Origin of the sequence: Paenibacillus peoriae, from assembly GCF_022531965.1 — a bacterium.
Lineage (GTDB): Bacteria > Bacillota > Bacilli > Paenibacillales > Paenibacillaceae > Paenibacillus > Paenibacillus polymyxa_D.
Genome location: NZ_CP092831.1, coordinates 3,974,280 through 4,000,742, shown reverse-complemented (window position 1 = coordinate 4,000,742; position 26,463 = coordinate 3,974,280). Strand labels below are relative to the sequence as shown.

Genomic DNA, 26,463 nt, shown 5'->3' with positions numbered 1-26,463 from the left:
ACGTCAGACGTGGGTTTTTCCTTAACACCAAAAATGCTTATTCATACGTTTTTACAAGCTCATTCAGAGAGGTAATGGTGCTTCCTTCTCCAATAGCACCGAATTTCCACTCCCCTCCATAGCGGTATACTTCACCTACACGGATACTACACATCCCTTTATAGTCCTCTGTCAAGTTGTATCGGAGAATCTCTTCATATTGGGACGCATCCAATACTCGAATATAAGCATTGTTCACCATACTGAAATCTTTACGTCTACCAAAGCTGAAAAAACGGAATATATTCACAATAAATACGACTCTATGCACTTCCGGTGGTAGTTGCTGGAGGGAGACGGTAATGACTTCATCATCACCGTCGCCATGTCCTGTTAAGTTGTCACCACTATGTACGACGGCCCCACAAGGGCTATTTTTGTTTCCGAAATATACTAGATTTTTCGTCTGGGTCAGCTTGCCGTTCTCATTAAGAAGCAGCGCTGACGCATCAATATCCATGCTTCTACCCTTCATAGGGTCCCATCCAAGGCCTACTTTTAGCACGGATAAGTATGGATTATTTTTGGTTAGGTCTACCTTCTGTCCTTTAACTAGACTAATACTCAACGTTATGCCTCCCTATCATTATTTTCGTTCTACTCTGAAATTGTAGCATATATATAGAAGGATATAATCTATTCGTAACTTCACAGACTTTATTCCGTATAAAGATAAAAACATGATCCAAATTCGTTCCCTCAGGGAGAAATGCAACCATGTTTAACAAAATGAGAAGTTGAGGTAATGCATCATATGAATGGAAAATTTCAAGCCGATACAGGATATCAGCTGGCTGAACAGAAGGCGCTTCAGTATTTTGCATCACTCTATAATCAGGTCAAGAATAAAACTTATGTGACCTCTCTTACAGAAGATATCCATATATGGAAAAGGAATCATATCCATTCTTCTTCATGGTTATCCTTCTTTTCGCGGAAAAAGAGAAAGCCGGATACCCGGGATGACTACAGATATATTCAATGGCTGAGTTACACGGGGAAGTTAGATGAATATCTGAAGCGGAGTGTCTCTTATATTTACATGAGGGATCTAGGCAAGGCTCTAGATTCTGCCGACACACAGACCCGGATTCAGCGCGTCATTGCTGACGTAAAAAGATATTTGCTTCAACCCACCCATGCTAACAGGAGAGATCAAGCGGAGTTTATGAATTTAGCCGGGGTGTATCGGTGGTCTCAAAAGGAAGGGATCGAAACTACTGTAATCTGGCTAATCAACAAGCTTAACTCTGTATCTTCTCATATTCCTGAGGAAATGGATGCAGAGCACGCCCAGCGCAAACTGATTAAAATCATCATTGGGGTTATTCTGCATGTGATGGAAGAAATGGACGAAGCCGTGTCACCTGTTGAACGTTCGCGCAGGCTGGATGAAGCCATCAGGCTTGGGTATTCCTATGGGCTGACCTATCCTTTTATTGATGATCTTCTCGATTCTCAGCTGTTGACCGTTCAAGAGAAAGAACAATATTCCCATATGATACGTACCGCGCTTCTTACCGGATCTGTGCCAGAACTGGGCGACTGGACCGGCGATCATATGAAGTTCATTCGCTATATCCATTCGGAGCTCTCGGATGCTTTTGAGTATATTAAGGCACATCAGCGGCCAGACACACAGCAAACCTTTTTCGAGCAGTCCTATGTTTTCTTTCATTCTCAAGATATCGACCGGGATAAGGATCTAAAACAAGCTAATTACACCAATGAAGAGCTTTATATACCCGTTATTTTAAAATCTGCTTCTTCCCGCCTGATTGTCCGTTCCGTGATTAGCGCTCCTGAGGATGAAGGGTTTGAGCAACGAACATTCTTTTATGGTATCTATAACCAGCTTGCTGATGATTTTGCAGATATGGCCGACGATATGAGGGACGGTGCGGTAACACCCTATACCTATTATTTAAAATATCATCATCAAAGATCGGATTTGATCAATCCCTTCGAACTATACTGGGCGGTCATTTCTCACTTGATTCATAACGTGTATGACTCGGATGCTATGGCTCGTGAAGTGATACTGGACCGTGCAATAAATGGACTCAAACGTTGTAAAGAACGGGTAGGTGCAGAAAAGTACAATGAAATAATGGAGATTTTTGCATCCGGAAATCCGGAATTTAATCGTCTCATCCAGAAGATGGTGGGTAAAGCGGAGGATGTAGATTTCTTCGATAAGCTGCTTCGGGATCAGATGATTACTCAACTGAAAAATGATTCGAAGGAAAAAGAAGACTTTATGAATACGATCAAAACCGTCCGTGATCAGATTAACAACCAATTGAAAATTACCAAGCCTTCTGGGATCGAGGCCATGAAAGAACATCTTATTGATGCTGCCAATTATAGTCTTGAGGGGGATGGGAAAAGGATACGTCCTATATTGACCTGGGTCATGGGTGTGAATGAATATGGCTTAGACGCTTCGGCAATCGTGCCTCTTCTAAGATCATTGGAATATATGCATACAGCCTCCCTGATTTTTGATGATTTGCCTTCCCAGGATAACGCGTCTACCCGTAGAGGGCGTCAGACATTACATCAGGTGCACAATAGCGCTACTGCGGAATTAACCGGACTATATCTGATCCAGAAGGCCATCGGGGAGCAATCGTCACTGAACCAGTTCAATGCTGAGACTGTGCTTGCCTTGATCCAATACTCGGCTCGTAAGGCAGAGGATATGTGTATGGGGCAGGCGATGGATCTGGATTCCAAAGGAAAGGCTTTGACCTTGGAACAGCTGAATATGATGTGCTTTTACAAAACAGGAGTGGCGTTCGAGGCTTGTCTCGTTATGCCAGCCATGCTCGCACAGGCCGAGGAATCAGAGATTGCTGCTTTGCAGAAATTTGCCTATCATATGGGGATTGCTTTTCAGATTAAAGATGATTTGCTTGATGTGGAAGGAGATACGCTGTTACTTGGAAAACCTGTGGGCCAGGATTCGGATAACAATAACTCGAATTTCGTGTCCATCCTTGGTTACAAAGGTGCCAGTAAAGAAATGTGGGAGCACTACTGCCTTGCCATGGAAGCATTAAAAGAGGTGCCACGCAATATCGCTTTTCTGAAGCATCTAATGAATTATATTGTGAACCGGGATCGTTAAAAAGAATTGTGCCCCATAGCTCCATAGGAGTGGTGGGGTGTTTGTACGTTGAGACAGTAGAGTTGCTCATACTTCCTTGCCCCTCTTTGGGGATCATCTAATGTAACGCAGATACGTCTGGATAAAAAGCAAAGATGTGAATATCTGGTGACTTCAGTACCGTATTTTGTCCGTTACGGCGCGTTCTACATTATAATGTTTAAAAACGGACAAGGAGATGAACTCCAGATGAAAAAAGGAATCTTGGTCGCTTCAGGGTTGGTTGTTGCGGCATTGGGCACGTACCTGATTGCAGGAAATATGCAGAAAGAAGGAGCGGACAAGCTTGGGACAACAGATATCAAGCAATTGGTGCATGATTTCAGCGCAGGCAAGGCAACAGGTCAATCCGCTTCCATTAATTCCAGTCAGTTAATTGTTAATGGAGACAATACACAACCCATAACTTATAATTTGCCTGACAGCGAGTTTTTTGTTTCGATTGCGCCATATGTAGACCAGACCCACCCTTGTGCAATTCATAGTCTAACCGGCTGCCAAGGCGAAATAAAAAACGGAGAATTCAATGTGACCGTTCACGACTCCGAAGGGAATGTCATCATGGAGAATGCTGCCATGAAATCACAACCCAATGGTTTTATTGATCTATGGCTGCCGAGGGATAAAACCTACCGCATTAGCGTCAATCATGAAGGTAAAACGGCTGAAACTGAATTCTCTACATATGAGAAAGACGATACATGTATCACAACGATGCAGTTAGGTTAACGACAGAGAATAAAGGGGTTGAGCTTACTGATCGCTCGTACACTTTAAGTCCACATAACCCTGCGTTCATACATAGCTTTTAGTAAAGAGCCTACGTCTGACGGAGGCTCTTTGTGCTGCCCTAATCTTTTGCTGGAGTTGCGGAACAGGTTAGGTGGGAATCTATGAGGAATCAGATAGCGAAACTTTAAATTGTATATACTAAAAACCTATTGAAATAGCTGCAAACTTCCGACATATTATCTAAGAGCTTTTCGCTCAATATTCCTCGGGGAGATGGCAGCATGTCACAAAATATGAAGAAGCGCGTATCCAGATCATCCAGCATCGCGAACACATTGGCCATGGTCTTGTTAGTTATTATCGTTGTCGTCTTTGCAATCTTGGGGACGTTCATGTTTGCAAGCACGCGAAGCATACTTGTCAAGCAGCAAGAGGCCATGCTCCAGACCAAGACGCAGGCCACCGTTAGTCAATTCGATGCGTTGTTTAAGGAAAAGGGTTCGCTAGTCAAGCAAATGTCAACCAACACTTTGTTTAGACAATATATAGAAACCACCGAATCAGCAGAGATGGCGAAAACTTCTCCACATGCTGCGGCAACTCAAGCGACTCTGGCAGCGATTGTCAAGGAAGAGCCATCTTTTGCCGACGCCTGGATTGCAGGAATACATGGTAAAGGCTTCTTTCTTCAGAACGATGGTGCTGCTTCCAAGCCGGATTTCGATATCCATTCGCGTCCGTACTTCAAGCCAGCTGTTGAAGCAGACGGTTTGTACTACTCAGAACCCTATAAGGACGTCAATACAGGGAATGTGGTCATGGGCATCTTCTATCCGATCAAAGATAGTAGCAACCAATTAATCGGCTTTGCAGCTGTGGATATTGCATTCAAAGACATCCCCGCCGTTATGCAAAGCTATTCGCTTGGAAGCACAGGTTATTCGATTCTTGCATCCAAAACAGGTGATATTTTGTATCACCCTGATCAAAATAAAGTGCTGAAAGAAAAGATTAACGAAAGCACAGGTGATCTTGGCGAGATCGGTAAGAAAATGATTGCTGGCGAGTCTGGAGTACAGCTCATTAATGATAATGGCGAACGTCGCTACATTGGGTATGCAACCAGCAAAGATACAGGATGGTCCGTAGGCTTAACCATTTCTGAACAAGAGGCGCTCTCAGAATTAAGAACCTTTACCTGGATTACGATTGGCGGTTTTGCCGCAGCCACTATTCTGTTGGTTGTAATCTGTTATATAACGCTCCGTTACCTGTTGAGATCCATTCCGAAATTGCTTGCCAAAATCAAGCTGATTGAAAATGGAGATTTGACCGTTCCGTTTGATACGAATTCCCATAACGAAATCGGGCAAATTTCTCAAGGGGTTCACAATATGGTTCAAAAAATTCAAGGCATGCTCCAAATGGTAGGCGGCTCAGCTCAAGTCTTGAATCAGTCTTCAAATGATTTGCAATCCATTTCTTCCAGAACCGCAATCACGATGAACGATACTGCGACAGCAATTAATGAAATAGCCAATGCAACGAACTACCAATCCATCGAAACGGATAACATTTTACAAAAAACCGGAGCCTTATCCGGCCAAATTGACGAAATTGCCAATGATACGAAAGCCATCGAATCGATGGTGCAAACCTCTGCCGAACAAAGCGGACAAGGGCTTGCAGTAGTAGATCAGCTATCCAAATGGGCGGAAGAAAATCACAATTCTACCCAAGCGATGTCGGCTATCATTCAGGATATCGATTTGAGCCGTCACGAGATTTCAGGCATTGTGGATACGGTCAACCAAATTGCAACACAGACCAACCTGCTGGCGCTCAATGCTTCCATTGAAGCTGCACGTGCCGGAGAACAGGGCAAAGGGTTTGCTGTGGTTGCCGGAGAGGTTCGCAAGCTGGCTGAGCAGACAGCGCTAGCAACACAGGAAATCTACAAGAAGGTCCGTGTCATCGAAGAAAAAACCAGCGTATCGGTTGAGCATACCGTTCATGGTCTGAAAATCGCAGAAGAAAATGCGAGATCGGTAGAGGACACGAAGCAAGTGTTCTTTAGTATTAACAAGGATTTGGAAGATTTGAAATTGCGAATGATCCAGATCAGCACCAACACCTCCAAAGTCCACAAGCATAAAGATGAGATTTTGCAGGCGCTAGAGATCATCTCTTCTACCACCGAAGAGAATTCCGCTTCAACCGAAGAGGTTAGCGCCAGCACGCAGGAACAATTGGAGAGCTTCGAACAGGTTGCTGAACTATCCAAACAATTGAATCAATTGTCCAATAAGCTGCAAGACGAATTAAAACAGTTCAAGGTCGAGTAACAAGGCTAGGCATGATTTTGACTAAATATACAGCAAAGCCCGCGTTCAGCGGGCTTTTTAGCTTCAACAGCTGTTGTGGGGTAGAGGGCATGGTAGCTGGTGCGGGATACAGATAGACCATACGTATAAACTGAAATATTAGCGGGGGGAAGATATGAATTGCTTTGAAAAAAATATGGTGTCCGTCTGGTACGGTCACTTTGCCTCAGAAGATGAGTTGTTTGAATATGTTGAGATCAAATACCCGGAGGATGAGAATGAGGATGTTTTTAGCGGTTTTTTAAATGACCATGAAATAGATGATTTTGACGAAGATTTTGCTGAAGGAGTCTTTCTGGTTGACGGGACCGATGATGGTATAAAAGATGTTTCCTATGTTGATTCTTTTTTATCTCCACTATTACATGATTTGAGTAAAGTAGATGGTAAATATAATTCGTTGTTCTTTATATATGATTGTAATACAAGCGGTTTATCTGAAAAAAATGGCGAGGAACTACGCTTTTTAGCCGCATATCCTTATTCAAAAGATTAACGGTTACACTATTCTTTTGTCTTCGGAGTCTCATTCCAAGTAATTATGATAATGAAAATTGAACTTAAAGGATCAATAATTTGATCCGAAAGAATCAGGGCCTTAAGGTGAATTTACATCTTAAGTCCCTTTTTTTGTGTGAAAATAGATTTCCAATTTTTTGAACGGCTGATATACTAAGGAGACAAGCGAGCATGAAGATTACCTACTTTATCGGAAGAAGCAAGAAGGATCGTCAAGCGTTGCTCTCAAAAGCGGCTTTTGCGGTGGTCGAGCAGTACATAGGGGTGGAGAGCCAGAAGACTGGCTGTTTCCAGGGCAGAGGGAAGGCCGCCACCTGACAGAACGATCAGCGCAGAAAGTGTTTGAAAAAAGCGCTGGTTGAAGCGGATATTCGCAAACAGGTGAGTATTCATTCGCTGACGCATTCCTTTGCGACCCACTTGCTGGAGAATAGGATTGATCTTCGCTATATTCAGGAACTGCTGGAGCCTCAGAGTGTACGAACTACGGAGCGGTACACATGTGAGTAGACGGGACATTGGGCGGATTCAAAGTTTGTTGGATCGGCTGGGCAGGGTGAAGGATTGAAACGCAGAAAGTGCGGGAATCAGGAACAAAGTGCAGGATTCACGAAGTTCGTGAATAACGAAGAGAACATTTTTTCTGAAGTTCGTAAATAAGACGTTAAGCGAAAGTATGAGGAGGAATTCAACTGCTTCCAATTCAGATAAATGGACGATACAAATATCTAGTGAAAGTCATTAATAGAACAGTGGCCTTAATCTCTATAATTGTAAGTTTCTTCACTTTAACTCAGTACTTAAATATAGCTGTTGCTATTATGATCGTTTTTATAGGTTACTTAATAGAAAAAGTGATTTTTGTTTACAATATTGTACACATAAATCCGTTCCCTCAAAGGCTAAGAGAGAAGCAAGCAGTTTCAATAGGATATGGTTATCTTGATGAAGAGATGAAAAAGCCATTTATTTACCTAGTATATAAAACCAAGACTGAAGCAATCGAACATTTTAAATATTTTGAGTCAATTGTTTTAGGAAAACTAAATGATGAAGATAACAACTTAGTATTAAGTATTGTTTTTGAAGATAAATCTCGGTATGGAATATATTTTTACCCAAGCCCTTATAGACTTTCAGCGTTAGAAACTAAAAGGAAATTCGAAAATTCTTTAGGGAAAAATGAAAAAGCCAATTTGAAAGTTATGTCGTATATCGATTTCTTACCAGCAATTTATACTGGCGATGGGGAACTGATGGAAATATTCAAAAAGTTTACGGAACAAACACCCATCGAACTTAATACTTGTTACTTTGCTAATGGAGAGATCATTACTGTAAGAAAAAAAGCTATTAAAAAATATCATATGAGAATAATGAATAGAAATGATTTGAATTTTTATACTGATGTTGAATCGAGAATTGATTGGTTTGATCCTCTTGAAGATAGGGATAAAATTATTAGTAATTAGTTGATATACCCAAAGTACCTTCGCTTAACATTATATTCCCGCATCGGGCAAACGCCCTCGGTCCGACAGAGGTATTTCAGGGAAGTAGAAGCAGCCGGACACATCCGACTACGTCGGACGTCGTGAATACGGAAACGTTAGACGACAGAATCAAAAACAATAGAAAAAGAGGGTCATATGGCCCTCTAAATACTAGAATTTTGCAATTCACTAAATAGTTGTAGAGCATCTTTGAAACCTTGTATGTAGATACTTCTTTCTAGGATGGATTGGAGAGAAATTTGGGCGTCTTCGTAAAGAAAAACCGTATGTTGAAGTTGATCGGGCAAAGCATCACGAAGCGTTTTGAAATATTGATCTGTCTCCGAAGAAAGCTGAGTGTACTCCTTATGACACTCCAGAAGCTCAGTATAGAGTAATTCTAAACGTATTCTTATAAGCGGCTCTGTTAATGATTCTAATGTATTAATCATATGTTATTCCTCCTTTGATTGACTCTATAGAGTTATTATATAACCTCATAAAGTTAATTGCAAGGTGAATATTTGACTTTATAGAGTTAAAACTTCGCTTTTCGTTGATGATTGCTAATTTGGAAGATAAGATAGAACTATGGAGGGGAAAAGATGAACGTAATCAAGTGCAATATACGAGAACTCATGGCACAACATCGAATAGATGATATAACAGAATTGATGGCGAAATCGGGCTTAAGTCGGAATTCAATCAACAAGTTGTATAGGGGAACGAATATAGAAACAACAAAGCTGGAAACCTTATTCAAACTATGCGATACATTTAACTGCAAATTATCAGATTTAATTGAGTATGTACCGAAAGAAAACCAATAGTGAAGGCAGATTCGAGAAGCAATTCGTATAACACAATATTCAGCGGCTCCTTTGGAGCCTTGATCAGCGAATTAGGATTTGGAGAGGTATTTCAGTAGACCACTCCATTGGGTACATGAATGCAGAAACGTTATCCGAAAGAACCGAGTAATTTTATTGTACATCAAAGTTCTGAGTACTCTGGTTTAGAGAAGCAGAGCAAAACAGATGTACGGTTTGCTGACTGCATGTATTACGTTAATTTTTTCCCCTAAAGCTAGCGAGGGCGCATGAATTACAACCTGAGAATATTTCATAAAGGAGCTAGGGTTATGATTTGGATAGAGATGTCAAAGGACGAAGTACATGGGGGAGGAGAATGGGGATTTACAAAATGCCTTTGGTCACCAGCATATAAAATAGTAGGGGATACCAGACGTATATGGGCATATTGGGATAGTTTAATGCGAGTAAAAGAAGGGGACATTATCTTACATTTAAGAGGAGACTCAAATTCTAAATTCATCGGACATTCAATTGCTGAAACAGATGGCTTTACCACAACACTAAGACCACCTGATCCTGGACCAAATTGGAGTTACGCTGATACTTTTTATAGAGTGAATTTGAAAAAATTTGAACCATTTGATCAGACAATCGAATTAAGTACACTTTTTACTCAAAAAGAAAATCAATTGATGTATTATTTCAATGTAAATAAAGCTAAGAGTTCAGACGAAAAGAAACTCTTATTTTATGTAATTCAAAACGGAAATTTACGTAGACAAAATGGGGCATATCTATCTGAAGTGGATTCAGAATTATACAACATTTTATTTAGTAACAGTAATATTAATACTACTGTTAGAGAAAGATTGGTAATTGATCAGTCCAATACATATGAAAGTCAAAAAACTCTGCCTATTAGAATAGGGCAAAGTAATTTTTCTAAAAATGTTCGCGATAATTTTAATCATATTTGTTGTTTTCCAAATTGTGAAGTTGCTGATAGCAGTTTTCTGATTGGAGCTCATATTGCTAGATGGTCTGATAATTCAGAATCAAGAGGAAATACATCTAATGGATTGTGCCTTTGCTTATTTCATGATAAAGCATTTGAAATTGGCTTATTTACTTTAGATGATAACTTATCTGTTTCTATAGATATTGAAAGACTATCTTATTATCATAGTCCAATAAATCAGATAATAGAATCTAATGGTCAAGCTATTAAAGATTCTAAAATACCAATAAATGTTAAATATCTAAGGCATCATTGGGCTAGAATTGGATATAGACCATGGAAATAGCTTATCAATAAAGTTATGGGGTACATTTAATTGCAAATTATATGATCTGATTGAATATGTACCTGGAGAAAATCAATAGTGAGGGCAGAGTCTAGAAGCGATTCCGTCGTATAACATAATATTCAAGCTGCAGCTCCGTTGGAGCCTTGGTCTGCGGGACGGATTTCGAAGAGGCATTTCAGCAAACAACCCTTTTGGGGCTCATGAATACAGAAACGTTATCGGAAATTGTAACAAAGGATATAAATACTCAAAACTAATATGGACAACAAGAAAAAATACATGCATTTAGTGAAATATAGTAAGTTAAAGTGGAGGATAGAATATTGAGTGAATTTTTAAGTAAGACTGAAATGTATATTGAGAGAGCAAGATTTCAAGAGTTAGTTCATAGAAATATTGGAGAAATGAATCTTGATAAAAATATCTTTAAAGGTGTAGCAAATTTTATATATTCAACGCTAATTATTGGTTTTTTCTTTTCTTGGGCAAGTGCATCAGATACAAGTAATATTTTTTTGTTTTTAAATAACGTCTTTGAAAGTAAACAAATAGTTGGTCAATTTTTTTATATTACATTCCATATATTATTTATGATTCCGATGATAGCGCTTCTCCTAGATATTCGTAATTCAAGACGTGCTGTAATTATTAATTCTTTAGCACATACAAATATATATAGGATATTTTATAGAGAATTTATTATTGGTAAGCTGACAAATAAGAAATATTCAGAATTGAGGATTGATGAAAAGAAAGAACTATTTCTTTCTAATCAAGGAAGAAAGGTAGAGTTTGAATATTATGAGTTTGAGAATTATATAACTGAAAGATTAAGTAAGCCAATATTCAATATTTCAGGTTTTTTTCCCTCAAGCTATGCAAATTTTATACTACTAAATGAATGTATTGATGGAACTTTAATAATGGAGCGTTATGGACATTTCGGAAAATACGGAGAATTAATTGATGAAAATTATCATTTGATGTAGAGGGGATATATGGATAATACTAATGTGATTGCATAATTTGTATCAAGATTCGATGAAGTTACGACTCCCGATAACATAATATTCACGCTGCGGGCATACGCCCTTGGTCCGGCATTCGCCGTACACCCGACATACGTCGGGTCGTGAATACAGGAACGTTATCGGAAATTCACTTTTAATGATAATCAACCTGTCTTATAAAGAATTAGTGAGACTAGTCCTTTAGCGAAGTATTGTTATAAATTTAAAAATATTAATATAGGAGGAAAAATAAAATGGAAGAAAAAGCTGTATGGGCAGAACCTGAAAATTTCATGATGGTATTTCGGTGTACAACCCAGAAATATGCTGAAAATTTTCTGAATAATGGAGAAATCAAATTTAGTACGCCAAGTTCATGGGTGAAGTACGCTTTTGAAAAAGGAGAAGGACGCGGAGATAAGTTAGAGGGTACAATGGCAACTTTTCATGTGCTTGATATTGAACGAGGAGTTGAATTAAATCAAAAATACGAAAAATACACTGACTTATTACGAGTTCCAATCGGAAAACATGTTTATTTAAAGAGTTCACGTGACATGGAATTGCCATGCTTTTGCTTTTATATTTTAAAGCAAAGTATGTTTGATTGTCCTGAGGAAGAAGGAAAGCATAGATTAACAACAATGATACCAGACTCCTATTTCAAAGACTTTATGGACAACCTTGATCCAGAAGAAGTAGAGAAATTGGATGAAAAGGATAGACCTTCAGTTATTTTTATACATGACTATAAAGAGTTTGAAAAAAGAATTATTTCTTCTTTAATGGCATTGGGTCTAGAACGAGAAGAAATAATTGTATCACGCGTATCTTATTTTGATTTTGATAAATATGGTGAGTATGGGTGGTGGGATTTTGGGCAAAGGATGCCTAATGAATTGACTATAAAACATACAAGATTTGAGAATCAAAGTGAAGCTAGAATAATTATAAATACAGATAATAAAAAAGTTAAACAGATTTTAGAAAGACCTATTGAGATTGGTTCGTTGAAAGATATAGCGACAGTAAGCAATACTTATCTTCATGGCGGAATGTCAGTAGAGATAACAGTGGATGTAGAAGCATTAGAATAAGTAGTCGTAATGTATTTAGATAATGAATCTAACATATCATCATCTAAAAGCATTATGAAGTTTACTTTTTTATTAAAGTTATAATGCTAATTCACAGAAGAAATGAACATCCGATAACATAATATTCACGCTGTGAGCATTCGCTCTTGGTCCGGCATTCGCCGGACACCCAGCATACGCTGGGTCGTGAATACAGGAACGTTATCTGAAACCGAATAAATTACTTATTTTGGAGGGCGCTAAAAGATGGAATTGATAGTTTCTGACCAGATAGTATCTTCTCGAATTTATAATGGAAAATGGAATATGCCCGATTCAGTTGATATAAAGTGTGGATATTGTTCTAGAACAGTTAGCTTTAGTTTGGAATGGAGTTCATTGAGCGAAAGTAATATTTTTACTTTTTCTAGATGCTCAGGTTGCGGTCAAAAATCAAGATTCTATTATGTTGAATTAAGAAAAAGAGAAGATGGGGTGTTTATTGGCGATCTATATGTATCACCAAGTGCAAAATCTAGAAAAATAATTGATGGGATTGAAGTAACAGAAAAGTTTCATGAAAGTATGCTTCGAGCTTATGAATCAGCTATTAATGTTTATAATCTTGGCGAATGGACAGCTACCGTTGTTTTGTGTAGAAGATTACTCGAGGGAATAACCAAATCGTTACTTCCGGAAGGTGAACAGGGAAAGCCCTTAAATAAGCAATTAGAGCTATTAGCAGGACATGCTGAACTTCAAAAACCAATATTAACACTTGCACATGCAATTCGAGTAGGTGGTAATCTTGGAGCTCATTTTGATTTAGATAGAGAACCTGACGAAAAAGTATCAAAGTTTCTTGTAGATTTGCTTGACTATATAATTGAATATTTATTTGTTTTACCAAGGAGAATAGAACAGTTGCATTCACACATTGAAGCACTTTCGAATAAGAACCTTGCAGGTGAATCTTAGAAGATTCGGCATCAGATAACATTATATTCACGCTTCGGAGCCTGACGGCTCCTTCGATCCGCTGGAGGAATTTAGCAGAGAAGTAATTTCAGCGGACACATCTGCACCGACTAACTGCGTCGCGGCTGCCCCTGAAGGGGCTTAAGTCGGTGAGACGTCGTGAATACAGTAACGTTATCTGCAATTGACCAACACAATAAATTTAAAAAAGCTGTACTATATAATACAAATTTCGAGAAATTTATTTCATTTTTTAAGCATATTGTATGCAGACTATTAAGATCATAGTATAATAAAAAAGTAAATCAATTATTATTTTTACTTAAAATTGAATTTAATACATATTAAATAGATAGGAGAGTTTAAATGAAAAATGTTCAAATTTTAAAAGTATTTATTGCTTCTCCTGGAGACGTAATTGGAGAGCGAGGGATTGTAGGAGTAGTAATTGACCAACTTAATAAAGATATTGGAGATATTTTTAATGTAAGGCTTCAATTGGTCAATTGGGAGAATAGCACTTCACCTTCTATTCAGGGAGTTGATGCACAAGACATCATTAATAAACAAATTGATGATGATTATGATATATTCATTGGTGTTCTTTGGTCAAGAGCAGGAACGAAAACAGCTCGAGCTGATTCGGGCACTATTGAAGAATTTGAAAGGGCATACAACAGAGCGCGATCAGGTGGAAATGTAGAAGTAATGTTTTACTTCAATGAGTCGCCGATATCGCCTAGAGATATGGACTTAGATCAATTAAAATTGATAAAAGATTTCAAAAGTAGAATTGGCGAAGAAGGAGTATACTATTGGTCCTACGAAGGAATTGATAGTTTTGAAAGTTTTTTAAGAGCGCATCTTACTATGAAACTAAAAAATTGGAATACTAACCATACGAGCGTTATAGTCGCTGATCAACAAGAAGATTTTGAAATCGAAGATGAAGATGAAGACGGACTTCTTGATTTATATACTACGTTAACTCAGAAAGCTTTTTACTTGAATGTTAATTTTAATAGCATTGAATCCTTAGTCACTGAATTTGCAAAAGATATCACTCTAAGAACCGAAAAGCTTGCAGCTATGGAAAATGCAACTGACATTAAAGCAATGAAAATAGCGATCAGTCGTATAGCCATAATAATGAATAGTTTTGCTTCTAAGTTTGAACCCGAATCAAAAGAAATGAGTACCCATTTAAATGAGTTTTTAGATGCATTCAGTAAATCAGTATCCATAATAGAAGAAGTCGATGGGTCGTTAGCAACTAACCCAGAACTTGTGAATATGACTGAAGAAATGTTTTCTGCTTTAAAAGGCTCTGAAAAGGCAATCGACGAGATAAAAGAAATGTTAGGAACAATTCCACCTATTCAAAAAGATTTGATTAAAGCGAAAAAGAGAATCATGAATTTATTTTCTGACATGAACCGCTTAATGTCTACAGCAGCAAGCGTATTGGAAGATATGATAAGTTAGTGATCTGTGTGATTTAGAAATCATTATGAAAAGAGGCAATCGAGAACTTCTCGAAAGCCTTTTTTATTATTCTATCTGTATTGAGCTAGAATAAGTTATTTAAGGAGCATCAACAGCAGATAACATAATATTCACGCTTCGGGCCCTTCGGCCCTCGGTTCGCCCGATGAGGCAAAGCTGAAAGTGGATTCAGGCGAACACACCCCCACCACCCAACCGCGCTGCGGCCAGTCACCTCGTTCCTTTAAGGTGGTGGGACGTCGTGAATACAACAATGTTATCTGAAACCAATGCTCAATGCAAATAAAAGACAAAAATTAAGGAGCCAATAATGCAATTATCTCAGAATAGTATGAGTGGAATTAAAGGCTGGCTGCTTCTCTTTGTGATCTATTCTTTTTATCTACTTATAAGTAATTTAATAGGTCTTTATTTCGAATTTTATATTTATATGTTAGTTGGAACAATTGGTTGGAATCTTGCTAGAACTATTTCTGTCGGAATATATTTATTTTCTGAAGTCTTAATTATTGTTTCTCTAGTGCTTATATTGAAGAAGAAAAGGAAAGGACCAAATATAATAATTCAAATTGAAATAATCACTATAATATTTGGATTTTTAAACTTCATTCTCACAATTAACAAAATAGATGAACTCCCAAGTTTAATCTCTACAATTATTTTTGGATCAATATGGATTTTGTATTTTAAAAACTCAAAACGAGTCAAAGCAACATTTGAAAGTTAATCAAGAAGGCATTGGCATCAGATAACAAAATATTCACGCATCGGGCCATTCGGCCCTCGGTCCGGCAGAGACATTTTGGGGGAGTGGAAGCAGCCGGACAACCCTGCACTGGCTAAGTCCGTCGGACCCGGCACGTTCGCTCCTTAAACCAGTGAGGGTTCGAGAATACAAGAACGTTATCTGAAAGATCTGCCCCAGAGAGAGTGAAAGTATTATATTCGCAACGTCCTGTTGCTCGAAGAAATTATACAGATTCATGGGTGGTGTTTTATGAATTCAGGATTTCATGGGAATACATTCGCAGTAATAATAGCAGTGGAAAATTATCAATTTAGAATCAAGACAGTTGATTATGCGAGGAATGATGCAATAGCATTTTAACAATGGCTTATAAATAATCTTAAAGTACCTCAAGAAAATATTAAGCTTTGGCTTGATGTTGATGCGACAAAATCCGCGCTTAATGAAGAACTTCAATATGAGATATCAAATCTTACTGAAAGTGATCGATTTATTTTCTATTATGCTGGTCATGGATTTTATGATGGAGGATATAACAAAATAACAACGTGGGACACTCACCCAAATAATATACAAGAAACTACTGTTTCACTAAACCGAATATTAATGGAGCCACTAAGAAACTCAAGATGTAATCAATGTTTGATATTTATAGATGCATGTGCGAGTTATATTGATGAGCAATTAGTTAGCAGAGATTTTATTGCTGATATGAATACCAAAGAGTTTAGCGATTTTGTGCGATCAAGCAATTATAGAGCTATGTTTCTGTCATGTTCACGTGGAGAGAAATCATACGGTAGTCCAGAACTAGAACATGGAATATGGACACACTTTCTGATAAAGGCATTAAATGGAGAAGCCCCCGAAGCAGTTGAACGTGAACGATTTATTACTAGTACATCATTGCAGAATTATTTAGGAAAAATAGTTCCGGATTATATTAAATCTAGTACAGACATAAGAGGAACTCAAAAACCATGGGCCGAAGTCTCTAGCTCAAATACATTTATTATTTATGAAGTTTCAGGAGCTAATTCTGAAGTAAGTAATAATTATATTGATTTTATATTTATTCCTGAAAGGCTTATTATTGATTTTGAAAATGACTTGATAATTGCTCATCTTAGAGGTCTCGAGAATGATGGAAGACATTTTCCAATGTATGATTATGAAGGATTGAAAGAAATAGATGTAGAGGCGTATTGTATAAGGATTAGTAAGGTTAAGAATGAAATAAGAAAGATATTAGAAGAAATTATGGATTTTCTAATGGAGTACGAGTGGGAGGAAGAAGTTATATTTGAGAGAAGTGATGATAAATTCAACATTAGTGCATTTCTTTACGAAGATGACAAAACGAGAGAAATAACTGTTTCTCTGGGGCTATCCTTGAAAATTTCAGGCCTACACCCAATGGGTGATACAATATTTAATTCTGAATTCGACGTTGCTAATGATGAACTTAAAATATATACAGATTCTAGTGATTACAATGTAGAGGAAGTAGAGATTCAAGAAATCTTTTCGGATTGCTGGGATGAAATTAGAAGATATTTTTTGCTTGAAAAGGAAATTGAAAAAGAATTATTAAATGAAATTGACGAGTAAATAGATATTCAGTTGAAATATATTATAACATTAGTAATTAAATGTGGGTCGACGTCCTGTCTTAATTCGGAGATGTGGGGCAGATCCATCAGATAACAACATATTCACGCTGCGGCTCCTGGCGGAGCCTTGATCTGCCCGAGGCATTTCGAGGAAGTGAAGTCAGGCAGATAACCCTGCGAACCTAAGTCTGCAAGCGAACCCGGCCGGTCAAGCCGGCCTTAAGGTTCTCGGGTTCGAGAATACAAGAACGTTATGTGAAATCACCTAAATACTAAATTGGAGTTGATCTTATGGAATTTTCTGAGGTGATTGATTTTCTAAGTAATGATAATAGTTATTGGAGTTCTCGTGGACATGAAGAAATAGATATACCATTTGATGTTACGCCTTCAGAATACTTGTCCTTTGCTGAATTTGATTTAGAATCGGGAACTGAAAAACACAGTTTAATAAATGCTCTCTCAAATGCAAAGAGATCTCTTGACTGCCAAATTGATTGTTTGATGATTGCATTTGGTTTTTTTGGAAATTCAAAAAAATGGAATGTACCTAAGAAGATAGAGACTTTAAAAAACTTAGGAATTATTGCTCCTAGAATATTAAATAAAATAAATTCTGTAAGGAATTTAGTTGAACATGAATTTGTTGTTCCAAATAAAGAACAAGTGTCAGACTTTATAGATATTGTTGCACTATTCAATGCAAGTACAGAAAAACATATTTTTAATTTCCCGGGAGATAGTCAAATAGAACACGATTTAATAAAAGAAGTTTTTCTAGATATCAAGTTTAAACGTAACCAAAGAAACATAAAAATAGAAGTAAGAGAGAAAGGTGTAACAGATAGACAGATATTTAATATTGATTCAAGTCATGATAATTATAATTTTTATGAAACATTATATTGAGAATTTTTCTAAATCGTGACGAATATAACTCGAAGATAAGTGACTTTACTTAAACAATATACTCACGCACCGGGCATGTACCCTCGGTCCAGCAGAGGCCAGACATCCCAGCATTCGCTAGGGTCGTGAATACAGGAACGTTAAGTGAAATTCTAATTAAATGATATAATGTAACCATAAAAGGACAGGAGGGATTAATGTGAAGTGGCAAGAAGTACAACAAATCTTCCCGAATCAATTTGTAAAGTTTGAAATTCTTCATTTCGAAGAGACAGAAAATAAAGAAATCATAGATGACGTCGCTGTGATTGGTCCTGTAAGTGACGAAGAAGCAACAAGAGAGTTGTTGAATAGCCGAGACAAAACCTTGGTTTATCATACTTCTAAGGACCAGGTCATTGTGAAGGTTCGGAAGAATGTTGGTTTAAGGAGAAATCTATAAATGAAAATTGAATATAGGGATGGGCTGTTGTTCACCGAAATAACAGTCCATTTTAATGGAGAAAAGAAAGTCATAAATAACATAGTTATTGACACAGGAGCAAGCCATACATTGATTTCACAGGATGAAGTAGATGATATTGGGATTCAGGTCGGGATGGATGACGAAATCATAACAAGTTACGGAATTGGAGGGAAAGAACACGCATTTTCCAAACGGATCAAGGGAATACAGGTAGGAGATTTTATTTTAAGAGATGTACTCATAGATTTTACTTCATTTAAATATCACAATATCAACGGATTATTGGGATTAGACATATTGGTAAAAGGCAAATTCAATGTAGATCTAGAGAACTTTAAACTCTCTCGTTCATAAAGCCATTAAATTTAAAAAGGTTATTCAAAAAAAAGTTGAACTTCACTTAACACAATATTTACACTATGTTTTCGATGGAACCTTGGTCTGCGGGATGAGTTTCGGAGAGGAATTTCAGCAGACACCCCCTAACGGGTTCATAAATACAAGAACGTTATAGGAGATACTTGATAAAAGGAGAAAGCAAAATGTTTTAGAAATATCTGCGGACGAAAGGGTATTAAAGATAGATGTTTCACCGAATATGGCTTATGAATCCAAAGGAACATTTTATGAGTTTCCACATTCAGAATTTAATGAAGAGCATCCACAAATTTATCATACAAACCTCTGTTGTAGTTTCAATGGAACAAATGGATATGGAATGTACATTGACGCAAGAGGTAGAAATCAATGAAAAGAAAAATATTCTTTTGAAGAAAATGAAGATCAAATAGTTGTTGCTAGATTAGAAATAACGGAACTCCCAAATGAATGGAAAGAAAAAATGGGAGATTCTTGGTTTTATTGGCTTGATACATTAGACGATGATTATGCAGTAATTAGTAAAAGAGCTGATAGAATTGTAAAAATGAAGATATAGCGGTTTACATGTCGCATTAGTCTGGCTGAAATGTCGCAAAAGTACATGGTAACGCGATGTGGAGATATATTATACTCGCCTTATATTTCGATAATGAAAATCATTATCATACATAAGGAGGATTCACCATGAATAAAGGAACAAAGAGGCAAGCTGCCGGAAGCATGGCACACGCTAACCATAAATCACGATTTTTAATGGGCTGGATGCTGGCCCTTGTTCTTGTACTGACGGCTTGCGGTGCCGGAGCAGGTACAAATGGCGGCAATGAGTCTGCTACAACTCCAACGGACACGCCTTCGAATGGAGCGTCTCAGACTGCCGGAGCCTTCCCGGTTACGATCTCGCATATGAAGGGTCAGTATACGCTTAACGAGAAACCAAAGAAAATTGCTGTGCTTGATGTCAAATTTCTGGATCAATTGCTAGCCGTTGGCGAGCAGCCGGCAGGCAGTGTTATCGCTGAAGGCAATACCACATTTCCAGAATATTTAGGCGATAAGCCGGATGACGTACAGGTTTTAGGTACACGGGACAAGCCCAATTTGGAAGCGATTGTAGCATTGGACCCGGATCTTATTTTAATGACTGATTTTCAAGAGAAAGAGTATGAGAGTGTAAGCAAAATAGCACCCACAATCGTACTTGACTTCTACGAGGATTGGCGAGATACGTTAGCTACGGTGGCTGCGATCACAGGTAAGCAGGCAGAGGCAGAAACTGTGCGTAAGGCTTATGAGGACAAAATTGCAGGACTGAAGGAGAAGCTGTCGGAGAAGTTGGGAGAGGAAACGGTAGCACTTATTCGTCCGAGAAAAGAAGGCATTCGTGTTCATGGTCTTGAGCATCGAACAGGCGGCATTCTGTATGAGGATTTGGGCTTAAAAATGCCTGCATTAGTCCAGAAGATCAAAGATGATACCTCCGTTGAAATCTCGATGGAGAAAGTTCCTGAGATTGGTGCAGATCATTATTTTGTTCTGTCTGATGAGTTGTTTGCGGCAGAGGCAGAGGCTTTGGATAGCAGTTCAGTATGGAAATCCCTTGATGCAGTCAAAAATAACCGTGCATATGATGTTAATTCTACACTTTGGATCGCTTATTATGGCCCACTTGCAATTAATATTATTGTAGATCAGGCATCGGAAGCACTGTTGGGATCGAATTAAAATGGACCATTATCTATCGACTGACTTATGGCAGCAAACGGTGGAAGAACACTCGATTCGGCTTGGTGAGCCGTCTGAAGATAATGTCCGTATTATTGCTTTGAGTCAACTACATGAAGAAGCTGCATGCCGAGAGTATTTAAGCTGGCTTCAAGAGTATATTGGTGCGCCTGACATGAGGGTAGCTGCTTCGATGTTAGCTAAGCGAATCGGCTACCTGTGGATTGCTCCGTTGCTGACCGCGATGACCGTTCATCATCAGCATGTTTCTTTTCGGCTAGACAACAGCTTTCTCTATCATCCGACGCTCACAGCTAACGAGGGGGGGACGCATTTTCCTTTTCTAGCTATGAACGGGCTTCGGGCAGAAGCACTAACGGGAGACAGGGAAGTGTGGCGGGAAAAGGTGGTAAAGGAGATGTTTGCGTTACACCTTGCACCGCTGTTAAAGACGCTTGCTGCGATTGCTCCTCTTTCGATGAGTATCCTTTGGGAGAATATCATGATACGCATTGTCCCATTATATACTCCTGAAGTAGACAATGCTGAGCAAGAAAGTCAGCACATCCAGGCAGATTTTTCATATCTGACGCAAGGAGCGCCTGGGCATTTGTTCGGTGTAAAAAGAAATCCGTTCACCCGGTTCACAAAAAATAAGGACAGCTTTCCAGCCGTGAAAAGCAAGCGTACCACCTGTTGTTTTTATTACCAGATGTCAGGGGAATATTGCAGAAAATGTCCGAAAATTGACAATGAGAATAAATCTCAATTAAAATGACAACAGCAACAATTTTACTTTTGCTAACAGGCCTGGTTGTAGTTAATTGGTTAAGCCCAGCCATGCGAGTCACTCTAGCAAAGGATGCTATTGTCAGGAGATGAGAGAAATGCCGCTACAAGAACAGACAAGTCTATGGAGTGATACAACGATCAAGATGCTTGGCGAGTATAGCGGTACTTTGCAGACAGGCAGTGTTCTTCGCGAAACGGAATTAACTTCGAATGTGTTGTTGCTGGCATACGGAGGGGAAGGGGAGCTTGCAATGAATGGTGAGGTTTGCCACATTGGAGCTTCTTTTGCTGGTCATGTTGTTAAGGGGACATCCTTAACGCTGACGGCCAGATCAGACGACATTTATTATATCGTGATCATGTACAAGGCTTCTTCTATGGAGGGAGCCTCTCTTGTTTTGCCTTCATATCGAAAACATCCGTTGCGCACTTCATTTGTGCAAAATTCGGTAACCCAAGCAGAATGGATCGAGAATGCAGAAAAAATCGTTGCCAAATGGCGTCGTGGCGAAGGGATGGAACGTTTTCATGCCAATGCGTTGCTTCAGGGCATGATCTACGAACTGATCATGGATTACGAACGTGATCAGGGAGGAGAAGCGTCTGACATGGTGGATGTTGTCGCTTCATATATAGCGTCGCATTATCGCCAGAATCTGGAGCTTAAAGAGCTGGCAGCCCTTGCTGGATGCAGCTTAAGACAGCTGCAGCGACGATTCAAACAAGAGAAGCAGCTCGGACTGACTGAGTATGTCATTCAGTTGCGCATGGAGAGTGCATCGCGGATGCTGCGTCACACGGATGCTCCCATCGGTGAAATTGCTGACAGAATGGGCTATCGCGACATGTATTATTTCAGTAGGGCGTTTAAGAAATATTATGGCATCCCTCCGCTGCGTTATAGGCTTGATGCCGCTTCGAAAACAGATATAGACTATGCTCATTCCTTGCAGCTGAACCGCACAGCTTCTTCATATGAGTCGGCCCAAGGCTCGGTGATATGCCATATGCGAGGGGAATACTATGTTATCGGATCTCCGAAACGTATCGCTGTACTCGATGTGCAATATGCCGATCATTTGCTTGCGCTGGGGCTCTCTCCAGCAGGTAGCGTAGGACTAGGCAATGCAGTGTTACATTTCCCTCAAACGATCAGGGCAGGACTTCAGAATACTGAATTACTCGGAACATATGAGTACCCCGACCTGCTTGCAGTGGAACGACTGTCTCCGGATCTAATTATTTGCACCGAGGTGCATGAGCCGCACTATGAACAGTTAAGCCGGATCGCTCCAGTTCTCATGTTTAAGCGCAATGAAAACTGGCAGACTATTCTGACTCTGTTCGGTGAACTGACAGGCAAACGAGAAGAGGCAAAGCGTATTATAGCGGATTATAACCGACGAACCACATTGCTGTCCGAAGAACTTGCTCCCGTTCTGGCAGGCAAGAGCGTCGCACTGATCCGTCCGCTGGATTCTCTGGTTCGCGTGCATTCTGCCTCTCATCGTACAGGGGCTGTGCTGTACCATGATCTAGGTCTGCCTGTTCCGTTATTTGTGGCAGATACCTCCGACACGGCCTATCACATCTCAGTTGACAGACTACCGGCTGTACACGCCAGCCATTACTTCTTGCTTAGCCATGAACTCATGCAGGAGGGAATATCCGCAACAGAGCAACGTGTCTGGGGAATGCTTGATACCGTTGAGCGCCAGCACATACACTCGGTCGATGCCGCGACATGGATTGGCTGTTATGGACCCACAGGCATCAATGGCATTGTGGATCAGATCGCTCAGGCTTTGTTGGCTTGATGGGAGAAGAAGTTGCTACTTGTGCGCATAGAGATTTTAACAGGAACTAAAGACAGTTCATCTTTGCCTTATGTCATAGAGGGAAAGTTGAACTGTTTTTTTATGGGCAATCCATCAGATAACATCATATCCACGCATCGGAGCCTGGCGGTTCCTCGGTCCGGCAAAGAGGATTGCCAGGGAGGGGCAGGCGGACACATACGCACGGCGGCCGCTCATTTCGTTCGCATAAGTCAGAGAAACATCGTGAACACAGAAACGTTATATGCTAGAAATGATGGATAACAAGTAGAATAAAAGAAAAATGCAAGAAAATAAATGAGAACACTTGTTTGCACTCGCAAATACAGGTAAAATATAGATACAATTGACTCTTGGGTGGGCATGGTTTTCCTTCGAAAAGTGAGACCATGGATGTAAAAGATGCGGTGACTCTAATGTTACTATTTTGAACATTTATTCTTGCACTTTTGACATACATCAATAACAACAAGAGAAGGCAAAAAATCACCTAAAGGTTAAGAGCCGGAGGTGGGTTTTTATTACCTGAGACTTAGAAGGGAATAAACCCTCTAAGCCAATTGTACTGACCGGGTGATGACCGTACTTGGTCTTTCATTAAGGGTGTACTAACAGATGAAAAAAGATGAATCAAAGAAAAAATTAGATAAGTGAAGTGAAAAGCAAGTTAGTAAGCAAACTCATATGCGAAATACTATGCAGTAATTTTAAAAATCTATTAAAACAAAAACAAGAAAATGAGGGATATGCCAATGACATTACAGGACCTATTTAATGAAAAACCAACTCAATTGTGGAACAAAAGAATGGTTGAATACGGAGATGACCTTTTTACGGAAGAGAGATTATTAATGTGTGATAAAGTCCTGGATAACTATCTAAACCAATTAATATTATTACAAGAAACTACACATCCTGAAAGTATTATGAAGGCTGTAGAAGAAATTGTAATTACGTTTAATGAATTGAATGAAAAGAACGACTATTTTATTGAAACGATGGAACGTGAAGAACTGGCTGAATTTATAGATAAGGCAGCAAGACTAGCTGGATTAGAAATTGAGGAGGATCAAGATATTACGGAAGAATGGAGAGAATGGTGATGGTGAATTATACAGGATTTTTAAGTAGATTCAATGAAGTCATGGTACTTTGCATAACATCACATTCAAGCATCGTCGCATTCGCTCCTCGGTTCGGCAGAAGTTGAGAAGCCATGAAGTAGAATCAGCCGAACATATCCGGCATACGCCGGACGTCTTGAATTCAGAAACGTTATGTGAGATCAGCTAGGAATAAAAAGGCTATATTTAGGAGCAAGTACTATGAAGCGAATTTACAAGCATATCGAAGAATACACAGATCAGGAAATAAAAGATATTTTAACTCGCCGAGAAGTAGAAAAACTTATATATTTACCACTTTCAGTTGGAATGTATCATCACAATTGGAAGTTTGCTCAAGATATATGTCTTAAATCAGCGCAACATGATAATCCAAATGTAAGAGCGAATTCTGTATTGGGATTAGCACATATAGCAAGAACTAAAAAACAGTTAGATAAAAGACTAGTAAAACCAATCATTTTGAAAGAATTAAAAAATAATATAGAACATAAAGGAATAATATTAGATGCTATAAGTGATATAAATTTATTTATGAAGTGGAAACTAGCAAGGAAGCATAATTATTAGTTGACTCGAAGAAAAGCTGACCTCATATAACATCGCATCTACGCTGCGGGCGTTGCCCTTGGTTCGCTAGAAGTGGAAAGCAGAGAGAGAAGCGGGATCAGCTCACAACCCTGCGAGGCTAAGTCCGATGGACCCGGCGCTTTGCGCCTTAAGCCTCTCGGATTCGTAGATACAAGAACGTTATGCGAAACTGCTTAGAGATGGAGGAATACCAGATGTTTTTGAATTCTCATGTCTTTGAGTTAGCCAAAAAATTAAATACAGAAGAGAATCATAAGCAATGGACAGGCTTAAGAAGAAATTCTGTATTCTATGGCTTGGTCTGCTATATTAACAATTCAATTTCTTTATGTCTAAGTGATAATTATACAAGTTCAATATTGTTTTTAAGAAGAGCAACATCGGTTCAAAAGTTTTCGAAGAAGCTTCGCATAACATAATATCGGAGCCTAGGCCAGCGAGTTGGGGTTCATGCATACAGGAACGTTATTAGAAAGACTATGAGGAGGAAAATAATGAAGCTATTTCATGGAGAACAAGTCTTAATTAAAGAAAACAATCTCTTACAGCCACAAATACATACTCCTCTTGGAATAATTGAATTTTCAATCACAGTCTCTGATAACTTCTATTATCCAGAAAAAAGTTATAAACTCAAAAATGGTGGATCATTATATAAATATTATTATGATTCATTTGATTGTGAGCTAGTTGTCTGTAGACCCAAGCTCAATCTCGCTTTACATCTGACAGTAGAAGAATGTTGGGGAGCAGTTTTTAGAATAAAGCCTCATGCGAACACTCAAATAAGTACGTGCAGCTTTTCTGCTTCTTGGAAGGAGGGTTACAGTTGGACAGATTATGGATCTAATACTGGGGAAGATCTTGAAGCTGTCGAATACGAGAATCAGATATACCGTTTACACTTGGGGACACAAGACGGGGATATGTTAATGGCAAGAAGAAATCAAGGAGATATGATTCCTAAATCGCTATGTTTAAACTCTGACTTTGAAAAGCAAGGTTTTATCCTAAGTTCTGATAAAGGCATTAAAATTCCTATGACACTAATTGATTCTAATGAGATATGCCAAGTACATTTTTTAGTTGCTTGGAATAAGAATATCAAAGAGGATGTTTCGACGTGGTTGGCTGTGGACCAGTTCTCAAATGAAATATTAAAGGGAGAAGAAATTTTGTAGATACCCTCAAAATTGTCATAGTTCATCTGATAACATAGTATCACACATCGGCATACGCCCTCGG

26 protein-coding genes are annotated in these 26,463 nt (G+C 38.8%); 24 read left to right on the top strand and 2 right to left on the bottom strand.

Annotated elements, in window-relative coordinates; genetic code table 11:
- Nucleotides 1–37 precede the first annotated feature (37 nt).
- Nucleotides 38–607, bottom strand: a complete 570-nt coding sequence (locus MLD56_RS17745; protein ID WP_029515474.1) for a TerD family protein — start codon at nucleotides 605–607, stop codon at nucleotides 38–40.
- 177 nt (nucleotides 608–784) lie between these two features.
- Between MLD56_RS17745 and MLD56_RS17740 the strand changes: the two genes are divergently transcribed.
- From MLD56_RS17740 to MLD56_RS17710, 7 genes are all read left to right on the top strand, one after another.
- Nucleotides 785–3,172, top strand: coding sequence for a polyprenyl synthetase family protein (locus MLD56_RS17740; RefSeq protein ID WP_029515473.1), 2,388 nt, complete (start codon nucleotides 785–787; stop codon nucleotides 3,170–3,172).
- 228 nt (nucleotides 3,173–3,400) lie between these two features.
- The gene (locus tag MLD56_RS17735; protein ID WP_029515472.1) at nucleotides 3,401–3,940 is read left to right on the top strand and encodes a CueP family metal-binding protein; all 540 of its coding nucleotides are present in this window, start codon (nucleotides 3,401–3,403) and stop codon (nucleotides 3,938–3,940) included.
- Nucleotides 3,941–4,224: 284 nt separating this feature from the next.
- A complete protein-coding gene (locus MLD56_RS17730; protein ID WP_029515471.1) occupies nucleotides 4,225–6,288 on the top strand; it encodes a methyl-accepting chemotaxis protein in 2,064 nt (687 codons plus the stop codon).
- A gap of 154 nt (nucleotides 6,289–6,442) precedes the next feature.
- Nucleotides 6,443–6,823: an immunity 22 family protein gene (locus MLD56_RS17725; protein WP_029515470.1), complete on the top strand. Its 381-nt coding sequence runs from the start codon at nucleotides 6,443–6,445 to the stop codon at nucleotides 6,821–6,823.
- Between the two features lie 194 nt (nucleotides 6,824–7,017).
- Nucleotides 7,018–7,164, top strand: a complete 147-nt coding sequence (locus MLD56_RS17720) for a hypothetical protein (protein WP_230585172.1) — start codon at nucleotides 7,018–7,020, stop codon at nucleotides 7,162–7,164.
- Between the two features lie 24 nt (nucleotides 7,165–7,188).
- On the top strand, nucleotides 7,189–7,356 hold the full coding sequence (locus MLD56_RS17715; protein ID WP_230585173.1) for a tyrosine-type recombinase/integrase: 168 nt from the start codon (nucleotides 7,189–7,191) through the stop codon (nucleotides 7,354–7,356).
- 221 nt (nucleotides 7,357–7,577) lie between these two features.
- The gene (locus MLD56_RS17710) at nucleotides 7,578–8,318 is read left to right on the top strand and encodes a hypothetical protein (protein ID WP_029515469.1); all 741 of its coding nucleotides are present in this window, start codon (nucleotides 7,578–7,580) and stop codon (nucleotides 8,316–8,318) included.
- 185 nt (nucleotides 8,319–8,503) lie between these two features.
- Here the strand turns inward: MLD56_RS17710 and MLD56_RS17705 are convergent, their stop codons facing one another.
- Nucleotides 8,504–8,791, bottom strand: a complete 288-nt coding sequence (locus MLD56_RS17705) for a DUF6809 family protein (RefSeq protein ID WP_029515468.1) — start codon at nucleotides 8,789–8,791, stop codon at nucleotides 8,504–8,506.
- Between the two features lie 153 nt (nucleotides 8,792–8,944).
- Between MLD56_RS17705 and MLD56_RS17700 the strand changes: the two genes are divergently transcribed.
- The 17 genes from MLD56_RS17700 (at nucleotide 8,945) to MLD56_RS17620 (ending at nucleotide 26,399) form a co-directional block, all read left to right on the top strand.
- Nucleotides 8,945–9,169, top strand: coding sequence for a helix-turn-helix domain-containing protein (locus MLD56_RS17700; RefSeq protein WP_029515467.1), 225 nt, complete (start codon nucleotides 8,945–8,947; stop codon nucleotides 9,167–9,169).
- Between the two features lie 311 nt (nucleotides 9,170–9,480).
- Nucleotides 9,481–10,458, top strand: coding sequence for an HNH endonuclease (locus tag MLD56_RS17695; protein ID WP_029515466.1), 978 nt, complete (start codon nucleotides 9,481–9,483; stop codon nucleotides 10,456–10,458).
- A 326-nt stretch (nucleotides 10,459–10,784) separates the two neighbouring features.
- Nucleotides 10,785–11,450 carry a hypothetical protein gene (locus MLD56_RS17690; protein ID WP_029515465.1) on the top strand — a complete coding sequence of 222 codons (666 nt, stop codon included), beginning with the start codon at nucleotides 10,785–10,787 and terminating at the stop codon, nucleotides 11,448–11,450.
- 275 nt (nucleotides 11,451–11,725) lie between these two features.
- Complete coding sequence (locus MLD56_RS17685) at nucleotides 11,726–12,568, top strand: hypothetical protein (protein WP_029515464.1); 843 nt, start codon at nucleotides 11,726–11,728, stop codon at nucleotides 12,566–12,568.
- 246 nt (nucleotides 12,569–12,814) lie between these two features.
- Nucleotides 12,815–13,525: a DUF4145 domain-containing protein gene (locus tag MLD56_RS17680; RefSeq protein WP_029515463.1), complete on the top strand. Its 711-nt coding sequence runs from the start codon at nucleotides 12,815–12,817 to the stop codon at nucleotides 13,523–13,525.
- A 366-nt stretch (nucleotides 13,526–13,891) separates the two neighbouring features.
- Nucleotides 13,892–15,010, top strand: coding sequence for a hypothetical protein (locus tag MLD56_RS17675; RefSeq protein WP_029515462.1), 1,119 nt, complete (start codon nucleotides 13,892–13,894; stop codon nucleotides 15,008–15,010).
- 331 nt (nucleotides 15,011–15,341) lie between these two features.
- A complete protein-coding gene (locus MLD56_RS17670; protein WP_029515461.1) occupies nucleotides 15,342–15,758 on the top strand; it encodes a DUF2569 family protein in 417 nt (138 codons plus the stop codon).
- Nucleotides 15,759–16,148: 390 nt separating this feature from the next.
- Entirely contained in the window at nucleotides 16,149–17,390 is a 1,242-nt protein-coding gene (locus MLD56_RS17665; protein ID WP_341011443.1) for a caspase family protein, read from the top strand.
- 293 nt (nucleotides 17,391–17,683) lie between these two features.
- Nucleotides 17,684–18,301 (top strand): DUF4145 domain-containing protein, encoded by a 618-nt coding sequence (locus MLD56_RS17660; RefSeq protein ID WP_230585174.1) that lies wholly within the window; start codon nucleotides 17,684–17,686, stop codon nucleotides 18,299–18,301.
- A gap of 199 nt (nucleotides 18,302–18,500) precedes the next feature.
- Complete coding sequence (locus MLD56_RS17655) at nucleotides 18,501–18,743, top strand: hypothetical protein (RefSeq protein ID WP_013372314.1); 243 nt, start codon at nucleotides 18,501–18,503, stop codon at nucleotides 18,741–18,743.
- Entirely contained in the window at nucleotides 18,744–19,121 is a 378-nt protein-coding gene (locus MLD56_RS17650; protein ID WP_013372313.1) for a retropepsin-like aspartic protease, read from the top strand.
- A gap of 711 nt (nucleotides 19,122–19,832) precedes the next feature.
- Nucleotides 19,833–20,873, top strand: a complete 1,041-nt coding sequence (locus tag MLD56_RS17645; protein WP_029515460.1) for an ABC transporter substrate-binding protein — start codon at nucleotides 19,833–19,835, stop codon at nucleotides 20,871–20,873.
- Between the two features lies 1 nt (nucleotide 20,874).
- Entirely contained in the window at nucleotides 20,875–21,651 is a 777-nt protein-coding gene (locus MLD56_RS17640; protein WP_029515459.1) for a (2Fe-2S)-binding protein, read from the top strand.
- Nucleotides 21,652–21,760: 109 nt separating this feature from the next.
- The gene (locus tag MLD56_RS17635) at nucleotides 21,761–23,482 is read left to right on the top strand and encodes a helix-turn-helix domain-containing protein (RefSeq protein WP_029515458.1); all 1,722 of its coding nucleotides are present in this window, start codon (nucleotides 21,761–21,763) and stop codon (nucleotides 23,480–23,482) included.
- Between the two features lie 773 nt (nucleotides 23,483–24,255).
- A complete protein-coding gene (locus MLD56_RS17630; RefSeq protein ID WP_029515457.1) occupies nucleotides 24,256–24,606 on the top strand; it encodes a hypothetical protein in 351 nt (116 codons plus the stop codon).
- A gap of 222 nt (nucleotides 24,607–24,828) precedes the next feature.
- Nucleotides 24,829–25,197, top strand: a complete 369-nt coding sequence (locus MLD56_RS17625) for a hypothetical protein (protein ID WP_029515456.1) — start codon at nucleotides 24,829–24,831, stop codon at nucleotides 25,195–25,197.
- Between the two features lie 515 nt (nucleotides 25,198–25,712).
- On the top strand, nucleotides 25,713–26,399 hold the full coding sequence (locus tag MLD56_RS17620) for a hypothetical protein (protein ID WP_029515455.1): 687 nt from the start codon (nucleotides 25,713–25,715) through the stop codon (nucleotides 26,397–26,399).
- Nucleotides 26,400–26,463 lie beyond the last annotated feature (64 nt).